19 protein-coding genes are annotated in these 23592 nt (G+C 33.8%); 17 read left to right on the top strand and 2 right to left on the bottom strand.

Translation table 11 applies throughout. The features are described from left to right. Positions 1–178: 178 nt before the first annotated feature. The gene (locus tag QNI22_RS18405; protein ID WP_314512861.1) at positions 179–1144 is read right to left on the bottom strand and encodes a toxin-antitoxin system YwqK family antitoxin; all 966 of its coding nucleotides are present in this window, start codon (positions 1142–1144) and stop codon (positions 179–181) included. Positions 1145–1511: 367 nt separating this feature from the next. On the opposite strand from QNI22_RS18405, the gene fcl reads away from it, so the two are divergent. The 16 genes from fcl (at position 1512) to QNI22_RS18325 (ending at position 21537) form a co-directional block, all read left to right on the top strand. Further along, on the top strand, positions 1512–2444 hold the full coding sequence (gene fcl, locus QNI22_RS18400; protein ID WP_314512859.1) for a GDP-L-fucose synthase: 933 nt from the start codon (positions 1512–1514) through the stop codon (positions 2442–2444). Positions 2445–2620: 176 nt separating this feature from the next. Beyond that, positions 2621–5947: a PKD domain-containing protein gene (locus tag QNI22_RS18395; RefSeq protein ID WP_314512856.1), complete on the top strand. Its 3327-nt coding sequence runs from the start codon at positions 2621–2623 to the stop codon at positions 5945–5947. A gap of 82 nt (positions 5948–6029) precedes the next feature. Beyond that, positions 6030–6854, top strand: coding sequence for an ABC transporter permease (locus tag QNI22_RS18390; protein WP_314512855.1), 825 nt, complete (start codon positions 6030–6032; stop codon positions 6852–6854). A 52-nt stretch (positions 6855–6906) separates the two neighbouring features. Further along, positions 6907–8133, top strand: coding sequence for an ABC transporter ATP-binding protein (locus tag QNI22_RS18385; protein WP_314512853.1), 1227 nt, complete (start codon positions 6907–6909; stop codon positions 8131–8133). Positions 8134–8281: 148 nt separating this feature from the next. After that, the gene (locus QNI22_RS18380) at positions 8282–9391 is read left to right on the top strand and encodes an FkbM family methyltransferase (RefSeq protein ID WP_314512851.1); all 1110 of its coding nucleotides are present in this window, start codon (positions 8282–8284) and stop codon (positions 9389–9391) included. 220 nt (positions 9392–9611) lie between these two features. Continuing rightward, positions 9612–10691: a DegT/DnrJ/EryC1/StrS family aminotransferase gene (locus tag QNI22_RS18375; RefSeq protein WP_314512850.1), complete on the top strand. Its 1080-nt coding sequence runs from the start codon at positions 9612–9614 to the stop codon at positions 10689–10691. Continuing rightward, entirely contained in the window at positions 10685–11326 is a 642-nt protein-coding gene (locus QNI22_RS18370) for an acetyltransferase (RefSeq protein ID WP_314512848.1), read from the top strand. The genes QNI22_RS18375 and QNI22_RS18370 overlap by 7 nt, the downstream gene beginning before the upstream one ends. After that, positions 11323–12285 (top strand): glycosyltransferase, encoded by a 963-nt coding sequence (locus QNI22_RS18365; protein WP_314512847.1) that lies wholly within the window; start codon positions 11323–11325, stop codon positions 12283–12285. The genes QNI22_RS18370 and QNI22_RS18365 overlap by 4 nt, the downstream gene beginning before the upstream one ends. A 144-nt stretch (positions 12286–12429) precedes the next feature. Then, the gene (locus tag QNI22_RS18360; protein WP_314512846.1) at positions 12430–13641 is read left to right on the top strand and encodes a glycosyltransferase family 4 protein; all 1212 of its coding nucleotides are present in this window, start codon (positions 12430–12432) and stop codon (positions 13639–13641) included. Positions 13642–13760: 119 nt separating this feature from the next. Continuing rightward, the gene (locus QNI22_RS18355) at positions 13761–15074 is read left to right on the top strand and encodes a glycosyltransferase (protein ID WP_314512844.1); all 1314 of its coding nucleotides are present in this window, start codon (positions 13761–13763) and stop codon (positions 15072–15074) included. Between the two features lie 30 nt (positions 15075–15104). After that, positions 15105–16169: an NAD-dependent epimerase/dehydratase family protein gene (locus QNI22_RS18350; protein ID WP_314512842.1), complete on the top strand. Its 1065-nt coding sequence runs from the start codon at positions 15105–15107 to the stop codon at positions 16167–16169. Between the two features lie 102 nt (positions 16170–16271). Then, a complete protein-coding gene (locus tag QNI22_RS18345; protein WP_314512839.1) occupies positions 16272–17351 on the top strand; it encodes an NAD-dependent epimerase/dehydratase family protein in 1080 nt (359 codons plus the stop codon). 4 nt (positions 17352–17355) lie between these two features. Continuing rightward, entirely contained in the window at positions 17356–18561 is a 1206-nt protein-coding gene (locus tag QNI22_RS18340) for a glycosyltransferase family protein (RefSeq protein ID WP_314512838.1), read from the top strand. A gap of 8 nt (positions 18562–18569) precedes the next feature. Further along, positions 18570–19544, top strand: coding sequence for a nucleotide-diphospho-sugar transferase (locus QNI22_RS18335; RefSeq protein ID WP_314512836.1), 975 nt, complete (start codon positions 18570–18572; stop codon positions 19542–19544). A 203-nt stretch (positions 19545–19747) separates the two neighbouring features. Further along, a complete protein-coding gene (locus QNI22_RS18330) occupies positions 19748–20581 on the top strand; it encodes an FkbM family methyltransferase (RefSeq protein WP_314512835.1) in 834 nt (277 codons plus the stop codon). A 119-nt stretch (positions 20582–20700) separates the two neighbouring features. Beyond that, positions 20701–21537 carry a fumarylacetoacetate hydrolase family protein gene (locus QNI22_RS18325; RefSeq protein ID WP_314512833.1) on the top strand — a complete coding sequence of 279 codons (837 nt, stop codon included), beginning with the start codon at positions 20701–20703 and terminating at the stop codon, positions 21535–21537. Between the two features lie 120 nt (positions 21538–21657). Here QNI22_RS18325 and QNI22_RS18320 read toward each other — a convergent pair whose 3' ends face one another. After that, positions 21658–22164: a YfiR family protein gene (locus tag QNI22_RS18320; RefSeq protein ID WP_314512832.1), complete on the bottom strand. Its 507-nt coding sequence runs from the start codon at positions 22162–22164 to the stop codon at positions 21658–21660. A gap of 348 nt (positions 22165–22512) precedes the next feature. Between QNI22_RS18320 and prfA the strand changes: the two genes are divergently transcribed. Continuing rightward, positions 22513–23583 carry a peptide chain release factor 1 gene (prfA, locus tag QNI22_RS18315; protein WP_314512831.1) on the top strand — a complete coding sequence of 357 codons (1071 nt, stop codon included), beginning with the start codon at positions 22513–22515 and terminating at the stop codon, positions 23581–23583. Positions 23584–23592 lie beyond the last annotated feature (9 nt).

The raw sequence follows: 23592 nt of genomic DNA, 5'->3' as shown, positions 1-23592 counted from the left end.
TACTATTACACACAAAAGAGCAGAATTAATACAAGATGCAAAGTAAACAATAAATAATATTGAGCTGTATATGTTCTTGTGTATATACTTTAAATACTAGTAATAGTTATAAATAAAAGACCCTGAGAAAGTTTAAATTTCTCAGGGTCTTTTCAGTTACTGAAGTTATCTTCAATGATCAAAACTTTTCGTCTGTATCATTGTCCTCTTTATCTTTGGCTACTTTATCTGTATTTTTCTCATCATCTTCATCTGTCTTCTTGCCATCCTTTGCTGCATCAAAAACTAGCTTTCCTTTATCATCCCATTCTTTTGATATATAAGGCTCTGTATTGTCAAAGGCACGTCTGGGATAGACAGTTTCTTTCTTTCTCATCTGGCTATGTTTGCCAAACTGATAATATTCGATCCAAGAGCCAATCTGATAGTTATGATCATATTTCCCTCTGGCTTTTATCTGGCCACCTTCATAAAAAGCATAATACATCCCATGCTTTTCTCCATAATGTACAGCTGTTATTTCTTTTATTTTTTTACGATCTGAATCATAATAGGTAATCTCTGCTTCTTTTGGCCATCCATTGTAGTACTTCACTTTATCTTTCAGGATATAATTTTCATCATAATTCTCCCAGCGTCCATGTTTGCCACCCATAAAATAATACCCTTCTGCAATAACTTTTCCATTACGAAGTTTTTTGTAAGGTCCATGCAATAACCGCATATCTTTTTTATCTACACCCAACGTCTTCTGTAAAGCCCGTTTGTGTGGATTAAACCAGACAATCTCCTGTACACTTTGTAAATAAGGATTAGCCTCTTTGTGCTCCAGGATATAATAGAATATCTCGATTTCTGTACCACCTGTTGAATAGGTCTTTATGAAGTTTTTTTTAACCTTGGTACCATAAAATACATTCTTAGGCTGTTTGAGAGGTACCTTTTCATCTGGTTTCTTCTTTTTAGCTGCCTCCAGTTCTGCAATAAGTGCAGCTTCAGGATCATCTTCCTGCATAAGACTATCTTCTGAAATTTCCTGAGCCATACCAATCGGTCCCAATGCTAAACCAATCAGGAGTAACCCATACCGTATATAGGCAGGAACCATCTGAGGAAAGAAAGTAAAGTTATTCTTGAAAAACATAAGTTGATAATTCAGTATCTTTACTGGGAAACGCAAAAATATTGTTTTTATTTCGAGTCAGATTTATAGAGTTCAAATTAACCTATAGAGCATGTAATTTTTAAGGAACGTTCTTCCTGTATTTTTTTGTTATACTCTTAACTTGCTGATCACCAATTTATCATAAAATTCTAACTTGGGGTCAAAATAAGATCCTTTATTTTACAAATTTGCTAAAAATTCACTTTTAGTGCTTACATCTAGTATATGTTTAGTTATTAATGGAATAAAAACATATATATGTAAGTTATTATAAAAATTTTCTGAAGCTGAAAAGGCTATTATCGCTAATACATTCGTAATTTCTTATATACAAACACATACAGAATTGGAAAAGAACGCTAAAATTTACGTTGCTGGTCACCGTGGTATGGTAGGTTCAGCTATTGTCAGAAAGCTAAAAGCTGAAGGCTATAACAATCTGGTTACTCGTGTATCTTCTGAGTTGGATTTGCGTAACCAGGCAGCAGTACGCCAGTTTTTTGAAGATGAGAAACCAGATTATGTATTTCTGGCAGCTGCAAAAGTAGGAGGTATTCATGCCAACAACACGTATCGGGCTGATTTCATCTATGATAATATGATGATTCAAAACAACATCATTCATGAGTCTTACCGCAATGGTGTTAAGAAGCTTTTATTTTTAGGATCTTCTTGTATCTATCCTAAAATGGCACCTCAACCTTTAAGAGAAGACTATCTTTTAACAGGCGAACTAGAGCCAACCAATGAGCCTTATGCAATTGCTAAAATAGCAGGTATTAAGATGTGTGATGCTTATCGTAGTCAATATGGCTGTAATTTTATCTCTGTAATGCCTACCAACCTATATGGTCCTAATGATAATTATGATCTGAATAACTCACACGTTTTACCAGCATTGATTCGTAAGTTTCATGAAGCAAAAATAAACGGTGCACCTACTGTAGAAGTATGGGGAAGTGGCTCTCCTCGCCGTGAATTCTTACATGCAGATGATCTTGCTGCGGCTTGTTTTTATTTAATGGAAACGTACAATGAACCAGGTCTGGTAAACATTGGTACAGGAGAAGATATCAGTATAAAGGAACTGGCTGAACTGGTTCAAAAAACTATAGGATATGAAGGCCAGATTGTATGGAATACTTCTAAGCCAGATGGAACGCCCCGCAAACTAATGGATGTAAGCAAACTAGCAAGTTTTGGATGGAAGTATAGCATTAGCTTGGAAGACGGTTTACGTCGTGTGTATCAGGAATATTCAGAAGCTGTAACAGCCTGATTTAATTCTGAACATATTTTAACTGGACTTATTTCACATCAATTGCACACATACTAATTCTTATCTAAAGGGTAGTGTGGCGACTATAGGAATCAAATAAAAATCCGCAAGAACTTACACTCTTGCGGATTTTTTTATTTCATACTTTATCTTTGTGTAAACTGTTGACTTACAATATGAAGCTCTTTACTCTTAGCAAGCCATGGCAGGTTTTTGTTGTCTGGATTGCATTTTTCTTTGCAATTTCAACTAGCAAAGCCCAATGTCCTCGGCCAAGCTTTACTTTACCAGATACAGTTTGCATAGGAGAAAATATAACTATCAGTAACACATCAACAGGAGCAACCCTTTATTCATGGGATTTTTGTAATGGTGATCTTAAAAAAGTACCAACATATAAACTTGTAACTGCTCTACCATCTCTCAGTAGTTTGGCACTTGGAATAACTACTGTAAAAGATGGAGCTAACTGGTATAGTTTTGTTACAGACTTTGAGTATAATACTATTATAAGATTAGATTATGGCAACAATCTAAATAACACGCCGACAATTAATAATTTGGGTAATCCAGGTGGACTTTTATCACTTCCAGATCAAATGAAACTTATCAAAATTGGCAATGAATGGTTTGGTATTGTAGGTGATTTAACCACAAGTTCTTCAAATACAGAGGATATTGTACGTTTATATTTTGGAGATAAGCTTACTAATATCCCAACTGCCAGCTATATAACAAGTTTGCATGGCTTACTCGAAATTCCAAGAGGATTAGAAATTGTCAATGATAATGGTGAATATATCTCTGTTATACTAAACCATAAGAGCAATACTTTTACTATCGTAAACTTTGGGAATACGCTTGCTAATAACCCAACAAATGATAAAATCATTGTTACAAGCCCTGTTCAAGATGTCCCTCAAGGTTCTGGCATTATGAAAGTTTCCATTAAAAGATATTGCAATAAATGGATTGGAGTAGCAGCATCATTTAATAATAAATTATTCTTACTGGAATTTGGAGAGCGTCTTTTTTCTTCACCTAGGGTAACAGAAATTACTAACGCATCTCCATTTGGAACAGCCCTTACTTCTGTTTCGTTAGTGGTCGATGAATCAAATATCCATGCAATTGTTACTCAATTTGATACTCAGGTTATAGATTTTAATTTTGGGCAGGATATTCAAAATACACCTTCTATAAAAAGAATTTTCAACTTTGAAGCAACAGAAATAGCAGGACCGGATATTGTGAGCGAGAATTCAGAGACATTTTTTATTGGTCTAAGATATACAGACAAGGAAGTTGTAAAAGCAGTATATTCAGACTGTAATGCTTCTATAACTAGCTCAGAATTAGCCATTCCATCCGTCATATCTTATAGTCAAAGTGGATGGCAAAAGATTATGCTTACTTCAACAGATAATCAAAATGGTGTATCCTATTATACAGATTCTGTTTTTGTCAGACCTCTTATAGATTCTGATTTCAAAGTAAGCAATCAATGTGTAAATCAAGCAGTGACATTTACAGCTGCGGGGGCTGTAGAGGGAAATACAATAGTATCTTATTTTTGGGACTTTGGAGATGGTCAAACTTCTACTCAAAATCCAGTACAGCATATTTATGCAACTGCCAAAGATTATCCTGTTTCACTCACACTTCGGGATTTGTGCAATAAAACCTATAAAACTACTAAATCTGTTAAGATTTATCAATCTTCTACAGCTGATATAGAATTACCTACTACTTCTTGTTCATATCAAACCTTACAGTTTAAAGATGCATCCACAGTCATTGATGATCCGATAGTAAAATGGGAGTGGAAATTTAGTGATAATACAACTTCTACAGAACAAAATCCAGTCCATAAGTTTACATCTTCTGGCACACAAACAGTATCCTTAACTATTACAGGACAAAGCGGGTGCCAAACAAATGTTATCAAATCTATACTATTACAAGAGGGTGCTAATATAGCTTTTTCATTTAGTCAAGCATGTTTAGGAAACAAAACACAATTTGTTGATGAAACTACTTTTGGGAGTGGAACAAATCTGGTTTCACGTAGCTGGGATTTTGGAGATAATAGCACACCCTCCACAGAGCAAAATCCATCTCATACATATTCTCAAATTGGTACTTATCTGGTTACATTAACTATTGAGAATAGTACGGGTTGTAGTGTAGCTTTAACAAAATCTGTTACCATTTATTCATTGCCTACACCTGTTTTCTCTACTGCCCTTGCTTGTGCAGGAGAGGCGACACAATTTACAGATGAAAGTATAGCTAATAATGGGTCGATTCAACAATGGGACTGGAACTTTGGAGATTCTCAAAGTGCTGAAAATAGCTCTACAAGTCCTAATCCTATTCATGCTTTCACAAGTGCAGGAACCTATCAGGTAAAATTAAAAGTAACAAATTCTTTTGGCTGTATAGATTCACTTACCAAGTCTATAACAGTTATTGCATCTCCTGTCGCCAATTTTACTGCTCAATCCAATTGTAATACACGTGAAGTTATATTTACCAATACATCACAGCCACCTTCAGGAGGCAGTATAATATCTTGGTATTGGGATTTTGGAGATAATAGCACACCCTCCACAGAGCAAAATCCATCTCATACGTATTCTCAAATTGGTACTTACACTGTGCAGTTGACTGTAACGTCTGCATCACGGTGTACCAATACATTAACAAAGACTGTTGCAGCAGGAGGAGTTGGTATAAGCATTAGTCCTGATACAACAGTATGTGCCAATACTACTGTTGTATTTAAATCTGATATTATTTCTACAAATGACCCTGTTACTACCTGGAGATGGAACTTTGGCACTTTGGGTGAATTTGTAGTAGAACAACCCTCCATAACTATACCAAAGACCTTAACATCTTTGACTGTAAATTTAACAGTTACTACTTCTTCTGGTTGCACCAGCAGCCTTTCTAAAACTATTCCGGTTTTACCCTCATCCAACTCGATCTTTACATATAACCAATCTTCCACAGACCCATTAACAATCTCTTTTATAAACCAATCTACCAATGCCAGCCAGTATGTATGGGACTTTGGAGATAATATAAAAAGCACAGAAATGAGCCCCATACATACTTATTCACAACCAGGAATTTATGAAGTAATACTAACTTCTTTTCATCAAAATGGGTGTGAGGCTGTAGTTACTCAAAAAATACCACTTAATATTTCCACTATCAACAATTTACTAATATTTCCGAACCCTATTAGTAAAGACCTCTTATCTAATGTAAAAGTAGGCTTTTCACTTTCTGAAAAACGACCTGTCTATTTTGAAATATATACTACAACAGGAGCTCTGATTCAGAAAACAACCTTGACAAATACTCAAATAAATTTTAATGCTTTTACATTGTTAGAGATTTTTCCGAGTCTTTCTGTCACAAATAAAGGAATGTATTTATTGATATTACGTTATGGTGATTCTGTACAAGTACAGAAATTTATTGTTCAGTAGGTGTTGCCAAAAGGATTTTGTAGTTTTGAAACTTGTTGCTTAATAAATTATCTTTTCTGAGTTAAACTCAGTTCTTTATTAAATGTCGAAGCTTATTATTGATGCCAATCGAAGTAATTTCAGCATAAACTTTAAAGAGTTAATTGCTTACAGAGATCTTTTTTTCATTCTGGCATATCGCGATTTACGTGTACGTTACGCTCAAACTTTTTTAGGTGTTTTATGGGCTGTTATTCAACCTCTTTTTACTCTTATTATTTTTACAGTAGTATTTGGAAAAGCGGTTGGTATTTCCAAAAGTATTCCATCTGATATACCTTATGCGTTATATGCAGCCTGTGGGATGAGTGCATGGACATATTTTTCTGTTGTAATGAACCAGGCAGGCAATTCTATTATTGGCGCACAGGGAATGATTCAGAAAATTTATTTTCCTCGTCTTATTATTCCACTATCAAAGGCTTTGGTAGGTTTTGTAGATTTTGGAGTTGGTTTGTTATTTGTATTAATATTAATGCTTTGGTATGGAATCACTCCTTCTGAAAATATTCTATTTCTTCCATTTTATATTTTCATGACTATTCTTACGGCTTTATCTGTAGGAATTTGGCTTAGTGCTCTTACTATCCGCTATCGAGATTTTCAACAAATTGTTCCTTTTATGGTTCAGTTCGGCTTATATGCAACTCCTATTGCTTACCCCACAACTTTAATCAATACTGATTATCAATGGTTATTTTATTTGAACCCAATGGCTGCAATAGTTGAAGGTTTTCGCTGGTCATTATTAGGTACAGATCCTCCAAATTTTTATTCCTTTATTTCATTTGGACTATCTACAGGATTATTCATATCAGCCTTATATTATTTTCGTCGAGTTGAAAGAGTTATGGCTGACATTGTTTAGAGTGTGCAACAAAAAAGAAAGAATTTAACAGAGAGTAAATATTAATTAAAGAATGTCCGACATTGCGATAAAAGTAGAAAACCTCTCTAAGCTATACCAGATTGGAGCACAAAAAAGCGGTTCACTTAGAGATAGTCTTACAAAGAAATGGAATCAATTGAGAGGATCCCAAAAAAGCTTACCAACTCAAGACTTTTGGGCGTTAGAAGATATATCCTTTGAAATAAATAAAGGTGAAGCTGTTGGATTGATTGGAAAAAATGGGGCTGGAAAAAGTACCTTACTTAAAATACTTTCTCGTATTACTGAACCAGCAAAGGGCAGAATTGAAATCAATGGTCGTGTTGCTTCTTTACTAGAAGTTGGAACAGGTTTCCATCCTGAATTGTCAGGAAGAGAAAATGTTTACTTAAATGGAACAATTTTAGGAATGACCCGGAAGGAAATCAAAGCTAAATTTGATGAAATTGTAGAATTTTCAGGTGTATCCAAATTTATAGATACCCCTGTGAAATTTTATAGTAGTGGTATGTATGTCCGTTTAGCCTTTGCTGTAGCTGCACATCTTGAACCCGAAATTTTAATCATTGATGAAGTACTTGCCGTAGGAGATGCCGAATTTCAAAAAAAATGTCTGGGTAAAATGGGTGAAGTTGCAGGACAAGGACGTACAGTTCTTTTTGTAAGCCATAATATGACAGCAGTAAAAGCTTTATGCTCAAAAGGTATTGTTATTCAAAGAGGTAAGATAGGTTATATAGGTTCAGCAAGTAATGCAATAAACCATTATCTAAAAGATGAAGCATTGGAAAAACTTTCAATAGAAACTCCAGTTGGAAACGAAGTTGTCTCTATTGAAAAATTTCAACTTATACCTAAATATGTAGATAATATAGAAAAAATTGATGTGCGTACACCTTTACACATCTCCATTAAATTTGAGATTTTACAATCAGATATTTATATCAATCTTAGCTCTCATCTGTATACTATTGAAGGAGAAACGATTTTTGCTGTTGCCAGTGATAGTCAAAACCTAGAAAAAGGCTTTTATGAAGCCATTCTGACAATACCAGGAAATTTACTGAATGATGGTAACTATATGTTGGATCTCATGGTTGTTAAAGATAAATCTGTAGTTGTATATCATTTAAAGGAAGGTCTAAAGTTTGAAGTTCACGATTATAGAGAAGAAACATTCTGGCATCAAAAGTGGCCAGGTATTATACGCCCTAGCTTACCTTTCACAATACAATATTTACAAAAAGAGCTATTATAGATGATTAATGTTACAAAGGCTTATCTTCCTCCTCTGGAAGTTTATATCGAGTATCTATAAAATAGTTAATAGACTGATACTTGATTTAGCAAAATCGACTGGAATATATCACTATAGAGAAGGATTTTAATATTTAGAAATAAAATATATGAAATTTATAACTGCTTTCACTAATGAGCTATTATTAAATATGTATAATAACTTTGAGGATAATTTTGATACTTATCGTTTCACTAAACAAAATCATTCTGTTAAAGAAAATTTTATCAGAAAACAAGTTAAAGAATATCTGAATAAGAAAAATTATTTTAAAGTTGATAAGAAAAATGATTCTATAATATCAACTATACAATCTTTAGATCCCTATTTTGAAGGATTAGAATATCTATATAATATCTTAAATTCTGAAGCGTCTAAGGCTTTGCTAACAAAAATTATTGCTTACAGAATTCTTGGATTTCAAAAAGTAAAGCTTCCTGTAAATAATTCAAACTATTGGAATTATCTTATCTCAATTGATAACCTAGCACAGAAAAACGATTTTGTTAAAATTAATTTTTTAAACTGGAATTTATATAAATATAACTTAGAATCTATTGGCTTTCCTATTCAACTTTATTATAACACAATGGGTATCCTAATAGATTTTGTAATAAAACAATATGAATACAGTGAAGGCTCTTTTTTAATAAAAGCAGAGGAAAATGATGTTGTTATTGATGCAGGCGGTTGTTGGGGAGATACAGCATTATATTTTGCCAATGAAGTTGGGAGCAAAGGTCATGTCTATACAATTGAATTTATTCCAAGTAATATAGAACTTTTATATAAAAATTTGCAGTTAAATCCAAGTCTCGAGAAACGGATTACAGTTGTTCCCAACCCTTTATGGAGTACATCAAATGAGCAAATATATTACATTGACAATGGGCCAGGAAGCCGTGTTGATTTTAACTCCTTAGGAGAAAATAATGAAACAACACAAACTATTACAATTGACGAAATTGTCCAAAAAAATAAAATCACAAAGGTTGATTATATAAAAATGGATATTGAAGGTGTAGAGTTATCTGCTTTATATGGAGCTAAAGACACAATATGTAAATTTAAGCCTAAACTTGCAATAGCCATTTATCATTCACTGGATGATTTTTTCAGCATTCCTAACTATTTAGAGTCCTTGAACTTGGGATATAAATTCTATTTAGGCCATTACACCATTCATGCAGAAGAAACTGTTTTATTTGCTATAGTATAGAGCCTTTTACAAATCATTTACTCTATATAATTAGGTAAAAAGTATATACTAATTACAAAATACTGAATATAAATCTGTAGTTGTATATCATTTAAAGGAAGGTCTAAAGTTTGAAGTTCACGATTATAGAGAAGAAACATTCTGGCATCAAAAGTGGCCAGGTATTATACGCCCTAGCTTACCTTTCACAATACAATATTTACAAAAAGAGCTATTATAGATGATTAATGTTACAAAGGCTTATCTTCCTCCTCTGGAAGAGTATATCGAGTACCTGAAAGGTATTTGGGAAAGGGTACATCTTACAAATCATGGTCCTTTAGTTATAGAGCTTGAACAAAGATTAAAAGACTATTTGGGAGTAAAACATTTGTTCTTTGTAAATAATGGTACAATTGCATTACAAATAGCTATTAAAGCACTGGATTTAAAAGGAAAAGTTATTACAACACCTTTTTCATATGTAGCAACGACCTCTTCATTAGTTTGGGAAAACTGTGAGCCTATTTTTGTAGATATTGAACCAGATTATCTTTGTTTAAATCCAGATCTCATAGAACACGCTATTACATCTGATACCTCCGCCATCCTAGCAACACATGTATATGGCAATCTATGTGATGTTGAAGTCATTGAAGAAATAGCCAGAAGAAATAATCTCAAGGTCATCTATGATGCAGCACATGCATTTGGTGTAAAATATAAAAATACATCTGTATTAAATTTTGGAGATATATCAACCTTGAGTTTTCATGCAACCAAAATCTTTCACACTGTAGAAGGTGGTGCTATAGTAACAAATAGCGATGAGTTGGCAGACAAAATTAGCTATATGCGTAATTTTGGACACAATGGGCAGGAAGCGTTCTGGGGTGTAGGAATAAATGGCAAGAATTCTGAATTTCATGCAGCAATGGGGTTATGTGTATTACCACAGTTTGCCAATATCTTAAGAAGTCGAAAAGACATGTATGAATATTATATCAATGCATTGCAAGAAGTTAATCTAAAGCTTCTTACTATTCGAAACAATACAGATTATAATTATGCATATTTTCCTGTCATTTTTTCTAGTGAAGAAGACCTTCTCCAAGTTCGTAAAACTTTAAATGAGGCAAATATTTTCCCAAGAAGATACTTTTATCCTTCATTAAACAACTTGCCTTACTTAACTTATCAAGCTACTCCTATAGCAGAGGAATTGTCTAAAAAAGTTCTTTGCTTACCCTTTCACACAGAAATTACAATGGAGGAAATAAATCAGATTACATCTTTAATCAAAAAGACAATACTATGTTAATAATAGGAGCAAAAGGATTTGCGAAAGAAGTATTAGAAATTGCTTATCAGATTAACTTAACTGACAATCTAGCTTTTTTTGACAATGTATCTACAGATATACCAGATATACTATACGATAAATTTCCTGTCATAAAAACTTTTGAAGAAGCATCAAATTATTTTACAAAATATGGAAATGGCTTCAATCTAGGCATTGGTAACCCTTCTAGTAGGGCCGCATTATACAAACGTTTTATTGAGTTGGGAGGGATACCTACTTCAATAATTTCTCCTTTTGCGAATATAGGACACTATAATAATAAGATAGGAGAGTGTGTTAACATAATGACAGGAACTGTCATTACTAATGATGTTACAATTGGTAGAGGTAGTCTTATAAATTTAAATTGTACAATTGGACATGATACAATTATGGGTGAGTTTTGTGAACTATCTCCAGGAGTTCATGTATCTGGTAATTGCCAAATTGGCGATTATTGCAATATAGGTACAGGAGCAGTGATTTTACCAAAAGTAAAACTAGGAAGAAACGTTATTGTTGGAGCAGGAGCCGTTGTAACAAAAGATGTAGATGAAAATACTCTGGTTGTCGGAATGCCAGCAAAGGAAATTAAGAAATTAAATCCAATATGAAAAAAGTAAGTATTTGCATGATTACGTATAATCATGCAAAATACATAGCTCAGGCTATTGAAAGTGTATTAATGCAGGAAACAACATTTGACTATGAGTTGGTTATTGGAGATGATTGTTCTACAGATAATACTAGAGAAATAATCCAAATTTATAAAAACAAACACCCTGATAAGATCCGTCTATTATTACCTGACAATAATTTAGGTATGATGCGAAATTTTACAACTACATTGAGTAGTTGTACAGGGGATTTTATTGCTTTATTAGATGGAGATGATTATTGGACCTGCTCTCAAAAATTACAAAAACAAATAAACTTTCTGGAAGCAAATACTGACTATAGTATCTGTTTTCACAAAGTAGTTCTCCATTATGAATCTAGAGAACATTTAAATTATGAAAGTAACAAAGATCAATCGGAAACATCTTCCTATAAAGATCTTTGCCTAGAAAATTACATTTCTACTCCCTCAATAGTTTTTTCCAGAAAAAACATTACCAAGCTTCCGGATTGGCTTATTAATGCCAAGGTAGGAGACTGGACATTAAGTTTGTATGTTGCTCAATTTGGTAAGATAAAATTTTTTAATGAGGCGATGGGTGTATACAGATACCACAATGGTGGTGTATGGTCTACTTTAACATATATTGAACAAACACAAAAACTTATAAACATATACGATTTCTTAAAAAAAAATCTTCCGTCACACTATATTCCATTCCTAGATAAAGGCAAAAAAAAGGCAAGACAACATTTATTTTCTCTCGTAAAGCCAGATCTTGTTCAGGAAAAAGAAACAGCGATCATCAATGGTAAAGTAGTTTATGCAGTAAAGATGCTTTTAAAATATTATCATTATAATACAGAACCTATACAAACTAAAGGTCCCTTTTTTATTCAAGAACTTTCTAGAATATTATTAGTTGGAGGATTACGGTTTCTTAAGAAGCAATAAAATATTGAATATATGATTGATAAGTATTAAGTTACCTAATAAATATTTTATTTATGAACTACTCAAATAGTAACAAGAACCCAAATAGAACACTTATTAAAAAAGAAACCTTCTCTTGCTTATCATTGATTATATTATCAGAAAATGCTCAATTCCATATTATTTGTAAGCCATGAAGCTTCCAGAACAGGAGCACCAATTGTATTACTTCATTTTTTAAAGTGGTTAAAACAAAATACAAATATCTATTTTGTAATTCTATTGAAAAAGGATGGAGAATTACGTTCTGAATTCGAGGCAATTGCACCCACTTACTTATATCCATTTCCGTATACTCCACTCAATGGACTTAAAGGAAAAGTTATAGGCAATTGGAATACGTATATAGGGTTGCCTAATTATTATAAAAATCTAAAAAAAGCGTTAGAAGCACATAATATTGGATTGATCTATGCAAATTCTATAGAAAGTGGAAAGCTTTTACATTTTTTATCCTTCTTAAACTGCAGAGTAATTACTCATGTTCATGAACTAGAATACGCATTTCACTTTACCCAAAAATATAATGATCCAGAAAACTTCAACTATCTTTTTGAATACACGAACCATTATATAGCTGTTGCTAATGTCGTAAAAAAGAATCTTGTAGAGCAACATAAAATAAAGGAACAGGTTGTTGATATAGTGTATGAATTTGTACCTGATAATATAACTCTTACCTCTAATTCTAGCAAGATAAAACAGTCTTTAAATATACCGGATGATGCCTTTATAGTTGGCTTATCAGGTACTATGGATCTAAGAAAAGGATTCGATTTACTCATACAATTAGTAAAAGAAGTATACTCACAAATTTCTACAAAGGATATTTATTTTATTTGGGTAGGTGGTAACTTTGATAGTGAGTATTATTTTGTAGCAAATATGGACGCAGAAAGAACAAATGTGAATAAGTTTATTCGTTTAATAGGACCACAAAAAGATCCTATCTCCTATTTTTCTTGTTTTGATATATTTACTTTGCTCTCAAGGGAAGATCCTTTTCCGCTGGTGTGTTTAGAAAATGCGTTATTGAGTAAACCTATCATTTGTTTTGAAGGAGGAGGAGGAATGCCAGAATTAGTAGAAGAGAATGCTGGCTTTGTAGTTCCTTATTTGAATATTTCAAGTATGGCCCAAAAAATAATATATCTGAAGCAGAATCCATCTATAAGATATACGTTCGGAGAAAATGCTAAAAAGAAAGTAGCTCACAAATATATAACATCTGCTTGTGCACCTCAAATTCTTAATATCATAAAAAAAGTCAATCCAGGTATTGAACAACCAGAAAACGCGCATAATCAATCGTCATAATATCTGGCGAATAGATTTTAAATCAATATTGTATATTTTCACAGGATTAATAAAAGAGTGCTACTCTTCTGTGTACAGTTAGCATATTTAAAAGAGCCCAAAGAAGATATCACGTAGGAATGAAAGTATTAACATCAACCACAAATAATTCAGCAGGTGGGGCAGCTAAGTCCTGTATACGATTACATCAGGCACTATTAGAGGATGGAGTATCATCTGAGCTACTTATGCTTGAACACCCACATAAAGAAATTCCTCATGGACATAGTTTTTATGAATTTCATGTAAATGAGCAGAGAAGAAAAAAGAAAAGTATTCCATTAAGCAAAAAAATCTATACAAAGGTTCTGTATGAATTAGGCAGAGATGAGGAAGCAATTTTTAATAAAAAGATGACTTATGAGGCAAAAATCATTAGTCAGAAAAAATATGGATCAGAAACCTTCCACTTTGCTCATTCACAATATAGAATAGAGCAACATCCTTTGTACAAAGAAGCTGAAATTGTTAATCTACATTGTATGATTAACAACTTTTTAGATTACACCACATTTTTTGCGAATAAGCTAAAACCTATAGTTTGGACTCTACATGATATGACACCATTCACTGGTGGCTGTGTCTATTCAGAAGGATGTGATGGATATATATCAGGCTGTACAAATTGTCCCCAGCTAAAAGGTACAGATAACTCAAACTATACAGCTGACACATTAAAAGTTAAGCAAAAATCTTTGGAGGGGATGAAAAACTTTACAATTGTATCACCATCAATCTGGTTATTAAATGAATCAAAAAAGAGTTCTTTATTTAAGGATTTCAGACATGAGCATATTCCATATGGATTAAACAGCAAAGTATTTAAACCCAGAGATAAAGCATATTCCAGAGATATACTTGGGCTTCCTGTAGATAAGCCTGTAATACTATTTGTTTCCCATAATATACATAATCAACGAAAAGGATATCAGTACCTATCAGATGCCTTGAAAGCGTTAAAGTTACAGGACAAAGTAACTTTATGCGCTGTAGGAGCCAAAAGTACTGAGTCAACCAATAATGGCTTTATTGAATTGGGAAGTTTTTCGGATGAACGTTTAATGAGTATGGTTTATTCTGCTGCTGATATTTTTGTTATACCATCTATTGAAGATAATCTTCCCAATACTGTCTTAGAATCTCTATTGTGTGGTACCCCAGTAATTGGATTTCCCATTGGTGGAATTCCCGACATGGTTAAATCTGGTGTTAACGGCTACCTATGTGATAATGTAAGTGTAGATGCACTGGCCAAACAACTAAACATTTTTATGGATAACCCGAAGATCTTTAATCGTGAGCAAATCCGGGATGAGGCTGTAAAAAAATATGATAGTTCAGTACAGTCAAGAGCTTATATTAAATTGTACAATGAACTACTTCAAAACAACTAATATTCTTAATAAGTCTTAGATAGCTTTTTTATGCATATACTCATTACTGGTGGGGCAGGCTTTGTGGGTTCTCATATAGCTATTTCCTTCAAAGAAAAATATCCACACTATAAGGTTACCTGTTTGGATAATCTTAAAAGAAGGGGATCAGAACTAAATCTAACACGATTAAAGGCACACGCTATTACATTTGTTCATGCGGATATCCGTAACCCTGAAGATTTAGAAGGCATTGAGCCTTTTGATTGTTTGATAGATGCATCAGCAGAACCATCGGTATTAGCTGGGCTTAACTCATCAATGACCCAGCTAATTAACAATAATCTGTTTGGAACCGTGAATTGTCTGGAGTTGGCTAAAAAATTCCAAGCAAAATTTATCTTTCTATCTACAAGTCGGGTTTATCCTATAGCCAGTTTGGAAAGTGTTGTAACCTCAGAACTTCCAACACGCTTTACCTGGCAATCCGCCCAAACTTTACCTGGCGTTTCTGAAAAAGGTATATCAGAAGATTTTCCACTTACAGGTAGCCGCTCATTTTATGGGGCTACAAAACTTGCTTCTGAACTACTTATTCAGGAATATTTTTCAGTCAACAACCTTCCAACAGTTATTAATCGATGCGGTGTTATTGGAGGTGCTGGACAAATGGGAAAAGTAGATCAAGGATTTATGGTTCTTTGGGTAGCAAGACACTATTGGCAACAAAAATTAAATTATATAGGATATGGAGGAGAAGGTAAACAGGTACGAGATGTATTACACCCAACGGATCTGTTTAAACTAATAGATATACAAATTCATAGCATTAAAACTTTTGCAGGAAAGACCTTTAATATAGGTGGTGGTTTGAAAAACAGTATTTCTTTACAAGAATTAACTACACTTTGTGAGAAAAGTACAGGAAAGGCTACTCTTATAGATAAGATAAAAGAAAATCGCCCTCTTGACCTAAAAGTCTATATTTCTGATTATTCACAAATTGAGACATTATGTGGATGGTCTCCTACTATTCCAGTGAGTCAAATTGTAGATGAAATAACAGAATGGATCCAGAAAAATGAAAGAATGCTCGAACCTATCCTAAATACCTGATTTTGCAAACTTTAATTTTATACTACATCCATTAACCTATTTAACAAGAATAAAGTATTATTGTAACTTATTATATTTTAATCACTTAGTAATTGTTTTTACATGAGTATAGTATGCATTACTGGCTCTGCCGGTTTAGTTGGATCAGAAGCTACTCGTTTTTTTGCAGGTTTAGGATTTGATGTAATTGGTATTGATAATAACATGCGTAAGGAGTTCTTCGGGGAGGAGGCTTCAACTGAATGGCAACGCCAACGTCTGGAGCAAGACCTTAAAGGACATTACAAGCATTACAATGTAGATATTCGAAACAAAGATGAGATCTTCTCTATTTTCAGGAAATATTCACATGATCTGAAGTTGATTATTCATACAGCAGCCCAACCATCACATGACTGGGCAGTAAAAGATCCTTTTACAGATTTTGGTGTAAATGCAAATGGAACACTCAATCTTTTAGAGGCAACCCGCCAGTTTTCACCTAATGCTGTTTTCATATTTACATCTACCAATAAAGTCTACGGTGATACTCCTAACCATTTGCCATTGGAAGAAAGGGAGCATCGTTGGGAAATAAATCCTAGCCACACCTATCATACAGGTATTAGGGAAGATATGAGTATTGACCAGACATTACACAGTCTGTTTGGCGCATCGAAAGTAGCAGCAGATATACTTGTACAGGAATATGGCAGATATTTCAGTATGAATACAGCATGTTTTAGAGGAGGATGCCTTACGGGCCCAAATCATTCTGGTACTCAATTACATGGATTTTTAGCTTACTTGATGAAGTGTACTGTAACGGAAACCCCTTACACTATTTATGGATACAAAGGCAAGCAGGTTCGTGACAATATCCATAGTGCAGATCTGATAAATGTTTTTTACGAATTTTATAAAGCACCACGTATTGGTGAAGTATATAATATTGGAGGTGGAAGATTTAGCAACTGCTCTATGTTGGAAGGAATTACAATTTGTGAAAGAATTACTCAAAAGAAATTAAACTGGAAATATTCGGAGCAAAATCGAATAGGTGATCATATCTGGTGGGTTAGTGATTGTAATAAGTTTGCTCAACATTATCCACAATGGAAACAAAAGTATAATGTTGAAGGAATCTTACAGGAGATCTATGAATTTAATGTTGAGCGTTGGTCTGTAGAATTAGAAAAATAGAATAATGAAAATTATTGCATTGGTTGACCCGCTATCGGGAGGACATCACACAGCGTATCTTAGAATATTTTCTGAAGTGTTAATTAACAAAGGCTACACTGTTTGGTGTTTCAAACCTGTAGAAGAAACATTAGAGAAGTGGATAGCAGATGTTCATCCAGATTGGACTCAGGACCAAATACGTAATTTCAATTATAGTTTACCAGATAAGACATTTATCTCTTTAAAGAGATTTAATGAGCCAGCTTCTATCTTGTATCGATGGAGGCATTTACATAAAACTATCGGGCAAGCAGAAAAGAAATATAACCAAAAAGTTTCTTTTGTCTTTCTTGCATGGCTTGACTCTTATTTGTCAGGATATTTGATACCTTTCTTCTTAGATATAGTATTCCCTTATGCATGGTCGGGTCTATATTTTCATCCAAGATATTTAAGAACATTAGCTCATACATTAAAGACAAAACCATCACCTTCAGATATAGATATTGCACTTACAGCGAATCACTGCCAAAACGTTGTTATTCATGATGAAGGTATTGTTACGTTGTTACAAACCAGAATATCAAAGGATGTAGTTTTATTTCCAGAGATCGCAGATGATGCTCCACCCGATAGTAATGAAAAAATAGCTAAACAAATAAAGGAAAAAGCAAAGGGAAGGATCATTATTGGCGCTATTGGGCTTCATAGGCATCAGGGCGTATTGACTCTTTTACAAGTTGCTCAAAAAGCGTCAAAAGAAAAATTCTTTTTTGTTTTTGTCGGCCAATTTATAACCTCTCAATTTCCCGGAAATGAGCTTCAACAGATTACATCTTTCTTTGATGAATTACCAGAAAATTGCTTCATTTATTTAGATAAGCTAAATGAAGGAAGCCAGTATAATGCAGTTTTTACAGCATTAGATGTTCCTTTCCTAGTATATGATAACTTTACAAGTGCTAGCAATCGGCTCACTAAAGCCGCTATATTTCAGAAATATGTATTAGCTCAGGATACATTTTGTGTAGGAGAGGATGTAAAGAAGTATCAATTAGGGGAGACTGTAGAGGCAGGCAATATTGATCAATGTATTGAAGCAATAGAAACTTTGTATGATAAAATAAAAAAAGAGCCTTTTCCTATAGCTAATTTCGAAGTATATCGTCAATTACATAGTATAGATCGGCTTGACGAAAAATTTGCAACTGTTTTAAGTAAAGTTTAAATACTATTATGTTTTCAACACCCGTTTTGTTTTTGATTTTTAATCGTCCAGATACAACTAGAAAAGTATTTGAACAGATTCAAAAACTCAAGCCCAAATACCTTTTTATTGCAGCAGATGCCCCAAGACTAAATAAAGAAGGTGAAAAAGAAAAGTGTGAATTAGTCAAAAAAATTGTATTAGACGGAATTAATTGGGATTGTAATGTTAAAACATTATTTCAAGAAGAAAACCTGGGATGTGGTTTTGGTCCTGCAACAGCAATAACCTGGTTCTTTGAACATGTTGAACAAGGGATTATTCTGGAAGATGATTGTGTTCCCGTGCAAAGTTTTTTTCCATATTGTGAAGAATTACTGCAAAAATACCAAGATAATGAAAAGGTTATGCATATTTCTGGCACTAGCTTTCAATTTGGTAAAAGGAGGGGAGTACATTCTTATTATTTCTCAATTTACCCTCATGAATGGGGATGGGCTAGTTGGCGTAGAGCGTGGTCAAGGTATAATATACAAATAGAAAATCTAGATGAATTTGCTGCCAATAAAAGTTATGAGATATTCCAAAGCAAAAGAGAACGTGATTATTGGCTTAGAATATTACAAACAGTAAAAAATAAAAATAATCATGAGGTAGATACCTGGGATTATCAATGGGCCTATATTATTTGGAAAAATAATGGAATTTGCATTACACCAAATCAAAATCTGGTCTCTAATATAGGTTTCTCACCAGACGCTACACATACTACACATCTCAATCATCCATTAGATAATATACCTTCTTTTGAACTAGATTATATCTCCCACCCTTGCGAATTAAAATTGAATCGTAAAGCAGATGCCTATATATTTCATAAAGCTATTCACAGGCGTTCCTTCAATCTCGCAAATAATATAAGAAATATCGCCTATAAATATTTTCCATCTATATGGCAAAAGATGAAAAAAATAAAAGAAACTTTAATCTTTACTCAAATTTAAGATCTAAGAACTATTCTTTTTTTACTAGGAAAAAATAATTGGATAATCAAATACCTGTTCAGATATACATTCTTCAACAAGGAGATTAGAAGAAAGTTATAGCAAAAACTTTTATAGTAGTATTTTATAAAATTAGGATCTTCTTTTCCAATATTATAAAACCCATTTAGACAGCCTATATTCTAGAAGTATATGATCAGATTATGAAGAAAATACTTATTTCACTTATTGATTTAATACTAAACCCTATCTATGGGAAGAAGCAATTTCAGTCTTTTTTTGGTTTGTTATATAGTATTAGCATCAAAGGTTTTAATCTCCGACACCGTTCTATAGATGACAATGGGGAAGAATGGTTAATTAAGAAACTACATAAGTATTTTACTAAGTATCACAGTAAGCCCCTGATTTTTGATATTGGAGCAAATGAAGGACAATACGCACAAAGCCTCATTCAGAATTTTGGAGAGAAAATGGAGTTGAAATCTTTTGAACCTTTACCTGAAACATTTCAGAAACTTTCTCGAAGACTTTCCTCCTACCCATATATCTCTTTATATCCATTTGGATTAGGAGATTCCCCTGAAGTTTTAACATTCTTTACTAGCTCACAGGACAGTACTTTAAATTCCTTGTATTCTAAAAGGGATGACATAGTTAATAGGTATGATGGACAAACACAAATTGAGATTAAATGTTTAAATGAATTTTGTTCTTCTGAAGCAATCTCTCATATCCATCTTATGAAAATAGATGTTGAAGGAAATGAACTAGCAGTACTTAAAGGAGGTAAAGAGCTTTTAGCATCACAGCAAATTGATTTTATTCAGTTTGAATTTGGAAGCAGGAATATCGATTCTCGAACATACTTTGAAGATTTCTTCAATTTATTAAATGATAATTATACTTTGTTCCGAATTATGCGCGATGGATTATATCCTATGTCTACTTATAATTATGATTATGAAATTTTTGCAATCGGAAACTATCTGGCAATTTCCAGAAAGATTAATTTAAATGACTTTCTCAAAAGTTAATCACCATTCGCTTTTATAATTATCATCATCTTTCTGTTAAGTAAAATATCAAAATTTTATAATATTCTTTCTCGAGCATTTTTAAAGTAGTATCTTTTGCAAGTAAACTATCTCTACTTATGAAGATTTACCGCACTACTACTGCCATTTTTATTGAAAATGAAGGAATAATATATGATTCACCTTATCATGACTGGGATACTCTGGTAAACAGGGATGAATTGTATGAGTTTCTACAATTAACCATACAAAATAAATATCCTGTAGGGGTTTCTGATATTCTTAATCAACATACCATTTTACCACCTATTGGTACACAAGAAGTATGGGCAGCTGGTGTTACCTACGTTCGTAGCAAAGTAGCTCGGATGGAAGAATCCAAAGATTCAGGAGGAGGTACTTTTTATGATAAAGTATATGAGGCAGATCGCCCGGAAATATTTTTTAAAGCAACACCTTATCGGGTTACAGGCCCTAATGAAAAGGTTCGTATTCGAAAAGACTCTGTGTGGAATGTACCGGAACCGGAACTAACTCTTTTTATAAATGCAAATGGGAAAATTGTAGGATATACTATTGGGAATGATATGAGCTCCCGCAGTATTGAAGGCGAAAATCCGCTGTATCTTCCTCAGGCAAAAGTATATGATGGCTCTGCAGGATTAGGTCCTTGTTTATATGTACCTCAAATGCCATTACCTATAGATACAGCAATCCAGATGGAGATCAAACGGGATAATCATCCTGTCTTCTATGGTAAAATAACTCTTGATCAAATGAAACGTCAGCATACAGAACTTGTTGACTATCTTTATCGGGAGTGTTCTTTTCCACAAGGATGTTATCTTATGACAGGTACAGGTATCGTTCCCCCTAATGAGTTTACATTACATAGTGGGGATGAGATCCTGATAAGTATTTCACCTATAGGACTACTTACTACAATAGTTGAGTAATCATATTCTTTTTCTTAAAAAGAGAAGCCTCATACACTATGTATGAGGCTTTATTATTATTTCTGCTCAGAAAAGTCAATCTAATACAAATGTTTTAATGGGCCACTAACATACATGGGATTAAACACTGATAGCTAGCTTAGACAATTCAGCAGATACTTTTAATCCGGCCTGGCGGGTAGAATTCTCATTCAATTCAAAGCGCCATTTGTTTTCTTTAATTACAAAGTTTATGTTACTACCTTTTTGAGCAAGCCCCGGTTTCTCTGTGATTAACAACACAGGTTTACCAGCAAGTTTAGATTGCACATTTTCGAAGTTAACCTGAGAAGGAACAAATAACATCTGGCAGTTAGTGATTGCATCAGCTGATTTAAACTTCGTTACAACGATCTTTTGTGTACCAGCCATTTTGCCATTGGTTATCTTTACCAATTCATCATAAATCGATGAGTTGCCAACTACGCCAATAACAAAATCTCCTGATTGCCCTGCACTTGGCCACTGTACATACTTGGTGAAGTTATATAAGAATACAGCATGAATACGGTAATCATTCTCCTGGGCCCAAAGTTTGTTGGGGAGAGCCAACAGCATTAAAACAAATAATAGAAGAGTTTTTCTCATAGTCGTTAATAAAAAGGGTTGTTGATTTTTAGACAACAAATATAGTTGTTCACTTACTTGCGAAAATCATGTTATTATCATCCAACCTACCTGTAGTAGTTTTTTGCTCTTTTGCATGATATTGATATCTATACTTTGATTCTCTCCTCTAATGAAATGTGAATGAACTATCTGTACTTTGCACGTAAGATTTTAGGTGATATATGTATTATTTCACCCTCAATAAGTAAAGTTTATTGATTAATTTTGTGTTTCATCTATCACTTATCCTACTTATCATGAGCATTTTTGACGGAGATCTCGTTTTCCTGATTTATGCATTCTGACTAGTAAGCTTATATACTATTTATGTTAGATAAATTAGAAGCTATTGAACATCGGTTTAATGAAGTGGGTCAACAACTCACAGACCCATCTATAGTTGCAGACCGCCATCGGTTTTCCAAACTCAGCAAAGAATATAAAGACCTCGAAAAAATTGTCAAGGAGTATCATGCCTACCAAACACTCTTAGGCAATATTGAGAGTGCAAAGCAAGTACTGGAGACAGAAAAAGATGAGGAATTCCGGGAAATGGCCAAAATAGAGCTTGATGAACTCTCCCCTAGAAAAGAAGAAATGGAACAGAATATCCGAAATCTTCTCATTCCAAAAGATCCCAATGATAGTCGAAATATCATACTGGAAATTAGAGGAGGTACTGGAGGAGATGAAGCAGCTATTTTTGCAGGAGATCTTTTCCGTATGTATCAACGTTTTGCAGAGAATCAGGGCTGGAAAATAGATCTTGCAGACTTTACAGAAGGAACTATGGGAGGGTATAAAGAGATAACAGCCACAATATCAGGTGAAGACGTATACGGAATGTTAAAATATGAATCGGGTGTACATCGGGTGCAACGAGTTCCGGATACAGAAACTCAAGGACGTGTACATACTTCAGCTGCAACAGTTGTAGTGATGCCAGAGGCTGATGAGATTGATTTTGAACTCAGAGAAAGTGACATCAAAATGCAGTTTGCCCGAAGTGGTGGAGCAGGAGGTCAGAACGTTAACAAAGTAGAAACAAAGGTAATGCTGACGCACGTTCCGACAGGAACAGTTGTAGTATGCCAAACAGAACGTTCCCAGTTAGGAAACCGTGAAAAAGCGATGCAGATGCTTCGTACCAGGTTGTATGAAGAAGAAGTTCGGAAACAGGAAGCGGAGATAGCCAGTCATCGGAAAAGCCTTGTATCAACAGGTGACCGCTCTGAGAAAATACGGACGTATAACTATCCTCAGGGACGGGTAACAGATCATCGGATTGGCTTCACAGTCTATAATCTGCCTGTTGTAATGAATGGAGAGATTTTACCATTTATTGAGCAACTCCGAATGGCAGATAATGCTGAAAAATTGAAAGAAGGAGCAGTGTAAGAAAAGCAT

The organism is Xanthocytophaga agilis (assembly GCF_030068605.1).
GTDB lineage: Bacteria > Bacteroidota > Bacteroidia > Cytophagales > 172606-1 > Xanthocytophaga > Xanthocytophaga agilis.
Note: the sequence above shows the minus strand (reverse complement) of the source record. Positions and strands in the feature narration are given on the sequence as shown.

What these genes read in the sequence shown, in the direction of transcription:
- QNI22_RS18405 (WP_314512861.1), bottom strand. Translation starts at nt 1,144, where the DNA reads ATGTTTTTCAAGAATAACTTTACTTTCTTTCCTCAGATGGTTCCTGCC.
- QNI22_RS18395 (WP_314512856.1), top strand. Translation starts at nt 2,621, where the DNA reads ATGAAGCTCTTTACTCTTAGCAAGCCATGGCAGGTTTTTGTTGTCTGG.
- QNI22_RS18390 (WP_314512855.1), top strand. Translation starts at nt 6,030, where the DNA reads ATGTCGAAGCTTATTATTGATGCCAATCGAAGTAATTTCAGCATAAAC.
- QNI22_RS18385 (WP_314512853.1), top strand. Translation starts at nt 6,907, where the DNA reads ATGTCCGACATTGCGATAAAAGTAGAAAACCTCTCTAAGCTATACCAG.
- QNI22_RS18380 (WP_314512851.1), top strand. Translation starts at nt 8,282, where the DNA reads ATGAAATTTATAACTGCTTTCACTAATGAGCTATTATTAAATATGTAT.
- QNI22_RS18375 (WP_314512850.1), top strand. Translation starts at nt 9,612, where the DNA reads ATGATTAATGTTACAAAGGCTTATCTTCCTCCTCTGGAAGAGTATATC.
- QNI22_RS18370 (WP_314512848.1), top strand. Translation starts at nt 10,685, where the DNA reads ATGTTAATAATAGGAGCAAAAGGATTTGCGAAAGAAGTATTAGAAATT.
- QNI22_RS18365 (WP_314512847.1), top strand. Translation starts at nt 11,323, where the DNA reads ATGAAAAAAGTAAGTATTTGCATGATTACGTATAATCATGCAAAATAC.
- QNI22_RS18360 (WP_314512846.1), top strand. Translation starts at nt 12,430, where the DNA reads ATGCTCAATTCCATATTATTTGTAAGCCATGAAGCTTCCAGAACAGGA.
- QNI22_RS18355 (WP_314512844.1), top strand. Translation starts at nt 13,761, where the DNA reads ATGAAAGTATTAACATCAACCACAAATAATTCAGCAGGTGGGGCAGCT.
- QNI22_RS18350 (WP_314512842.1), top strand. Translation starts at nt 15,105, where the DNA reads ATGCATATACTCATTACTGGTGGGGCAGGCTTTGTGGGTTCTCATATA.
- QNI22_RS18345 (WP_314512839.1), top strand. Translation starts at nt 16,272, where the DNA reads ATGAGTATAGTATGCATTACTGGCTCTGCCGGTTTAGTTGGATCAGAA.
- QNI22_RS18340 (WP_314512838.1), top strand. Translation starts at nt 17,356, where the DNA reads ATGAAAATTATTGCATTGGTTGACCCGCTATCGGGAGGACATCACACA.
- QNI22_RS18335 (WP_314512836.1), top strand. Translation starts at nt 18,570, where the DNA reads ATGTTTTCAACACCCGTTTTGTTTTTGATTTTTAATCGTCCAGATACA.
- QNI22_RS18330 (WP_314512835.1), top strand. Translation starts at nt 19,748, where the DNA reads ATGAAGAAAATACTTATTTCACTTATTGATTTAATACTAAACCCTATC.
- QNI22_RS18325 (WP_314512833.1), top strand. Translation starts at nt 20,701, where the DNA reads ATGAAGATTTACCGCACTACTACTGCCATTTTTATTGAAAATGAAGGA.
- QNI22_RS18320 (WP_314512832.1), bottom strand. Translation starts at nt 22,164, where the DNA reads ATGAGAAAAACTCTTCTATTATTTGTTTTAATGCTGTTGGCTCTCCCC.
- prfA (WP_314512831.1), top strand. Translation starts at nt 22,513, where the DNA reads ATGTTAGATAAATTAGAAGCTATTGAACATCGGTTTAATGAAGTGGGT.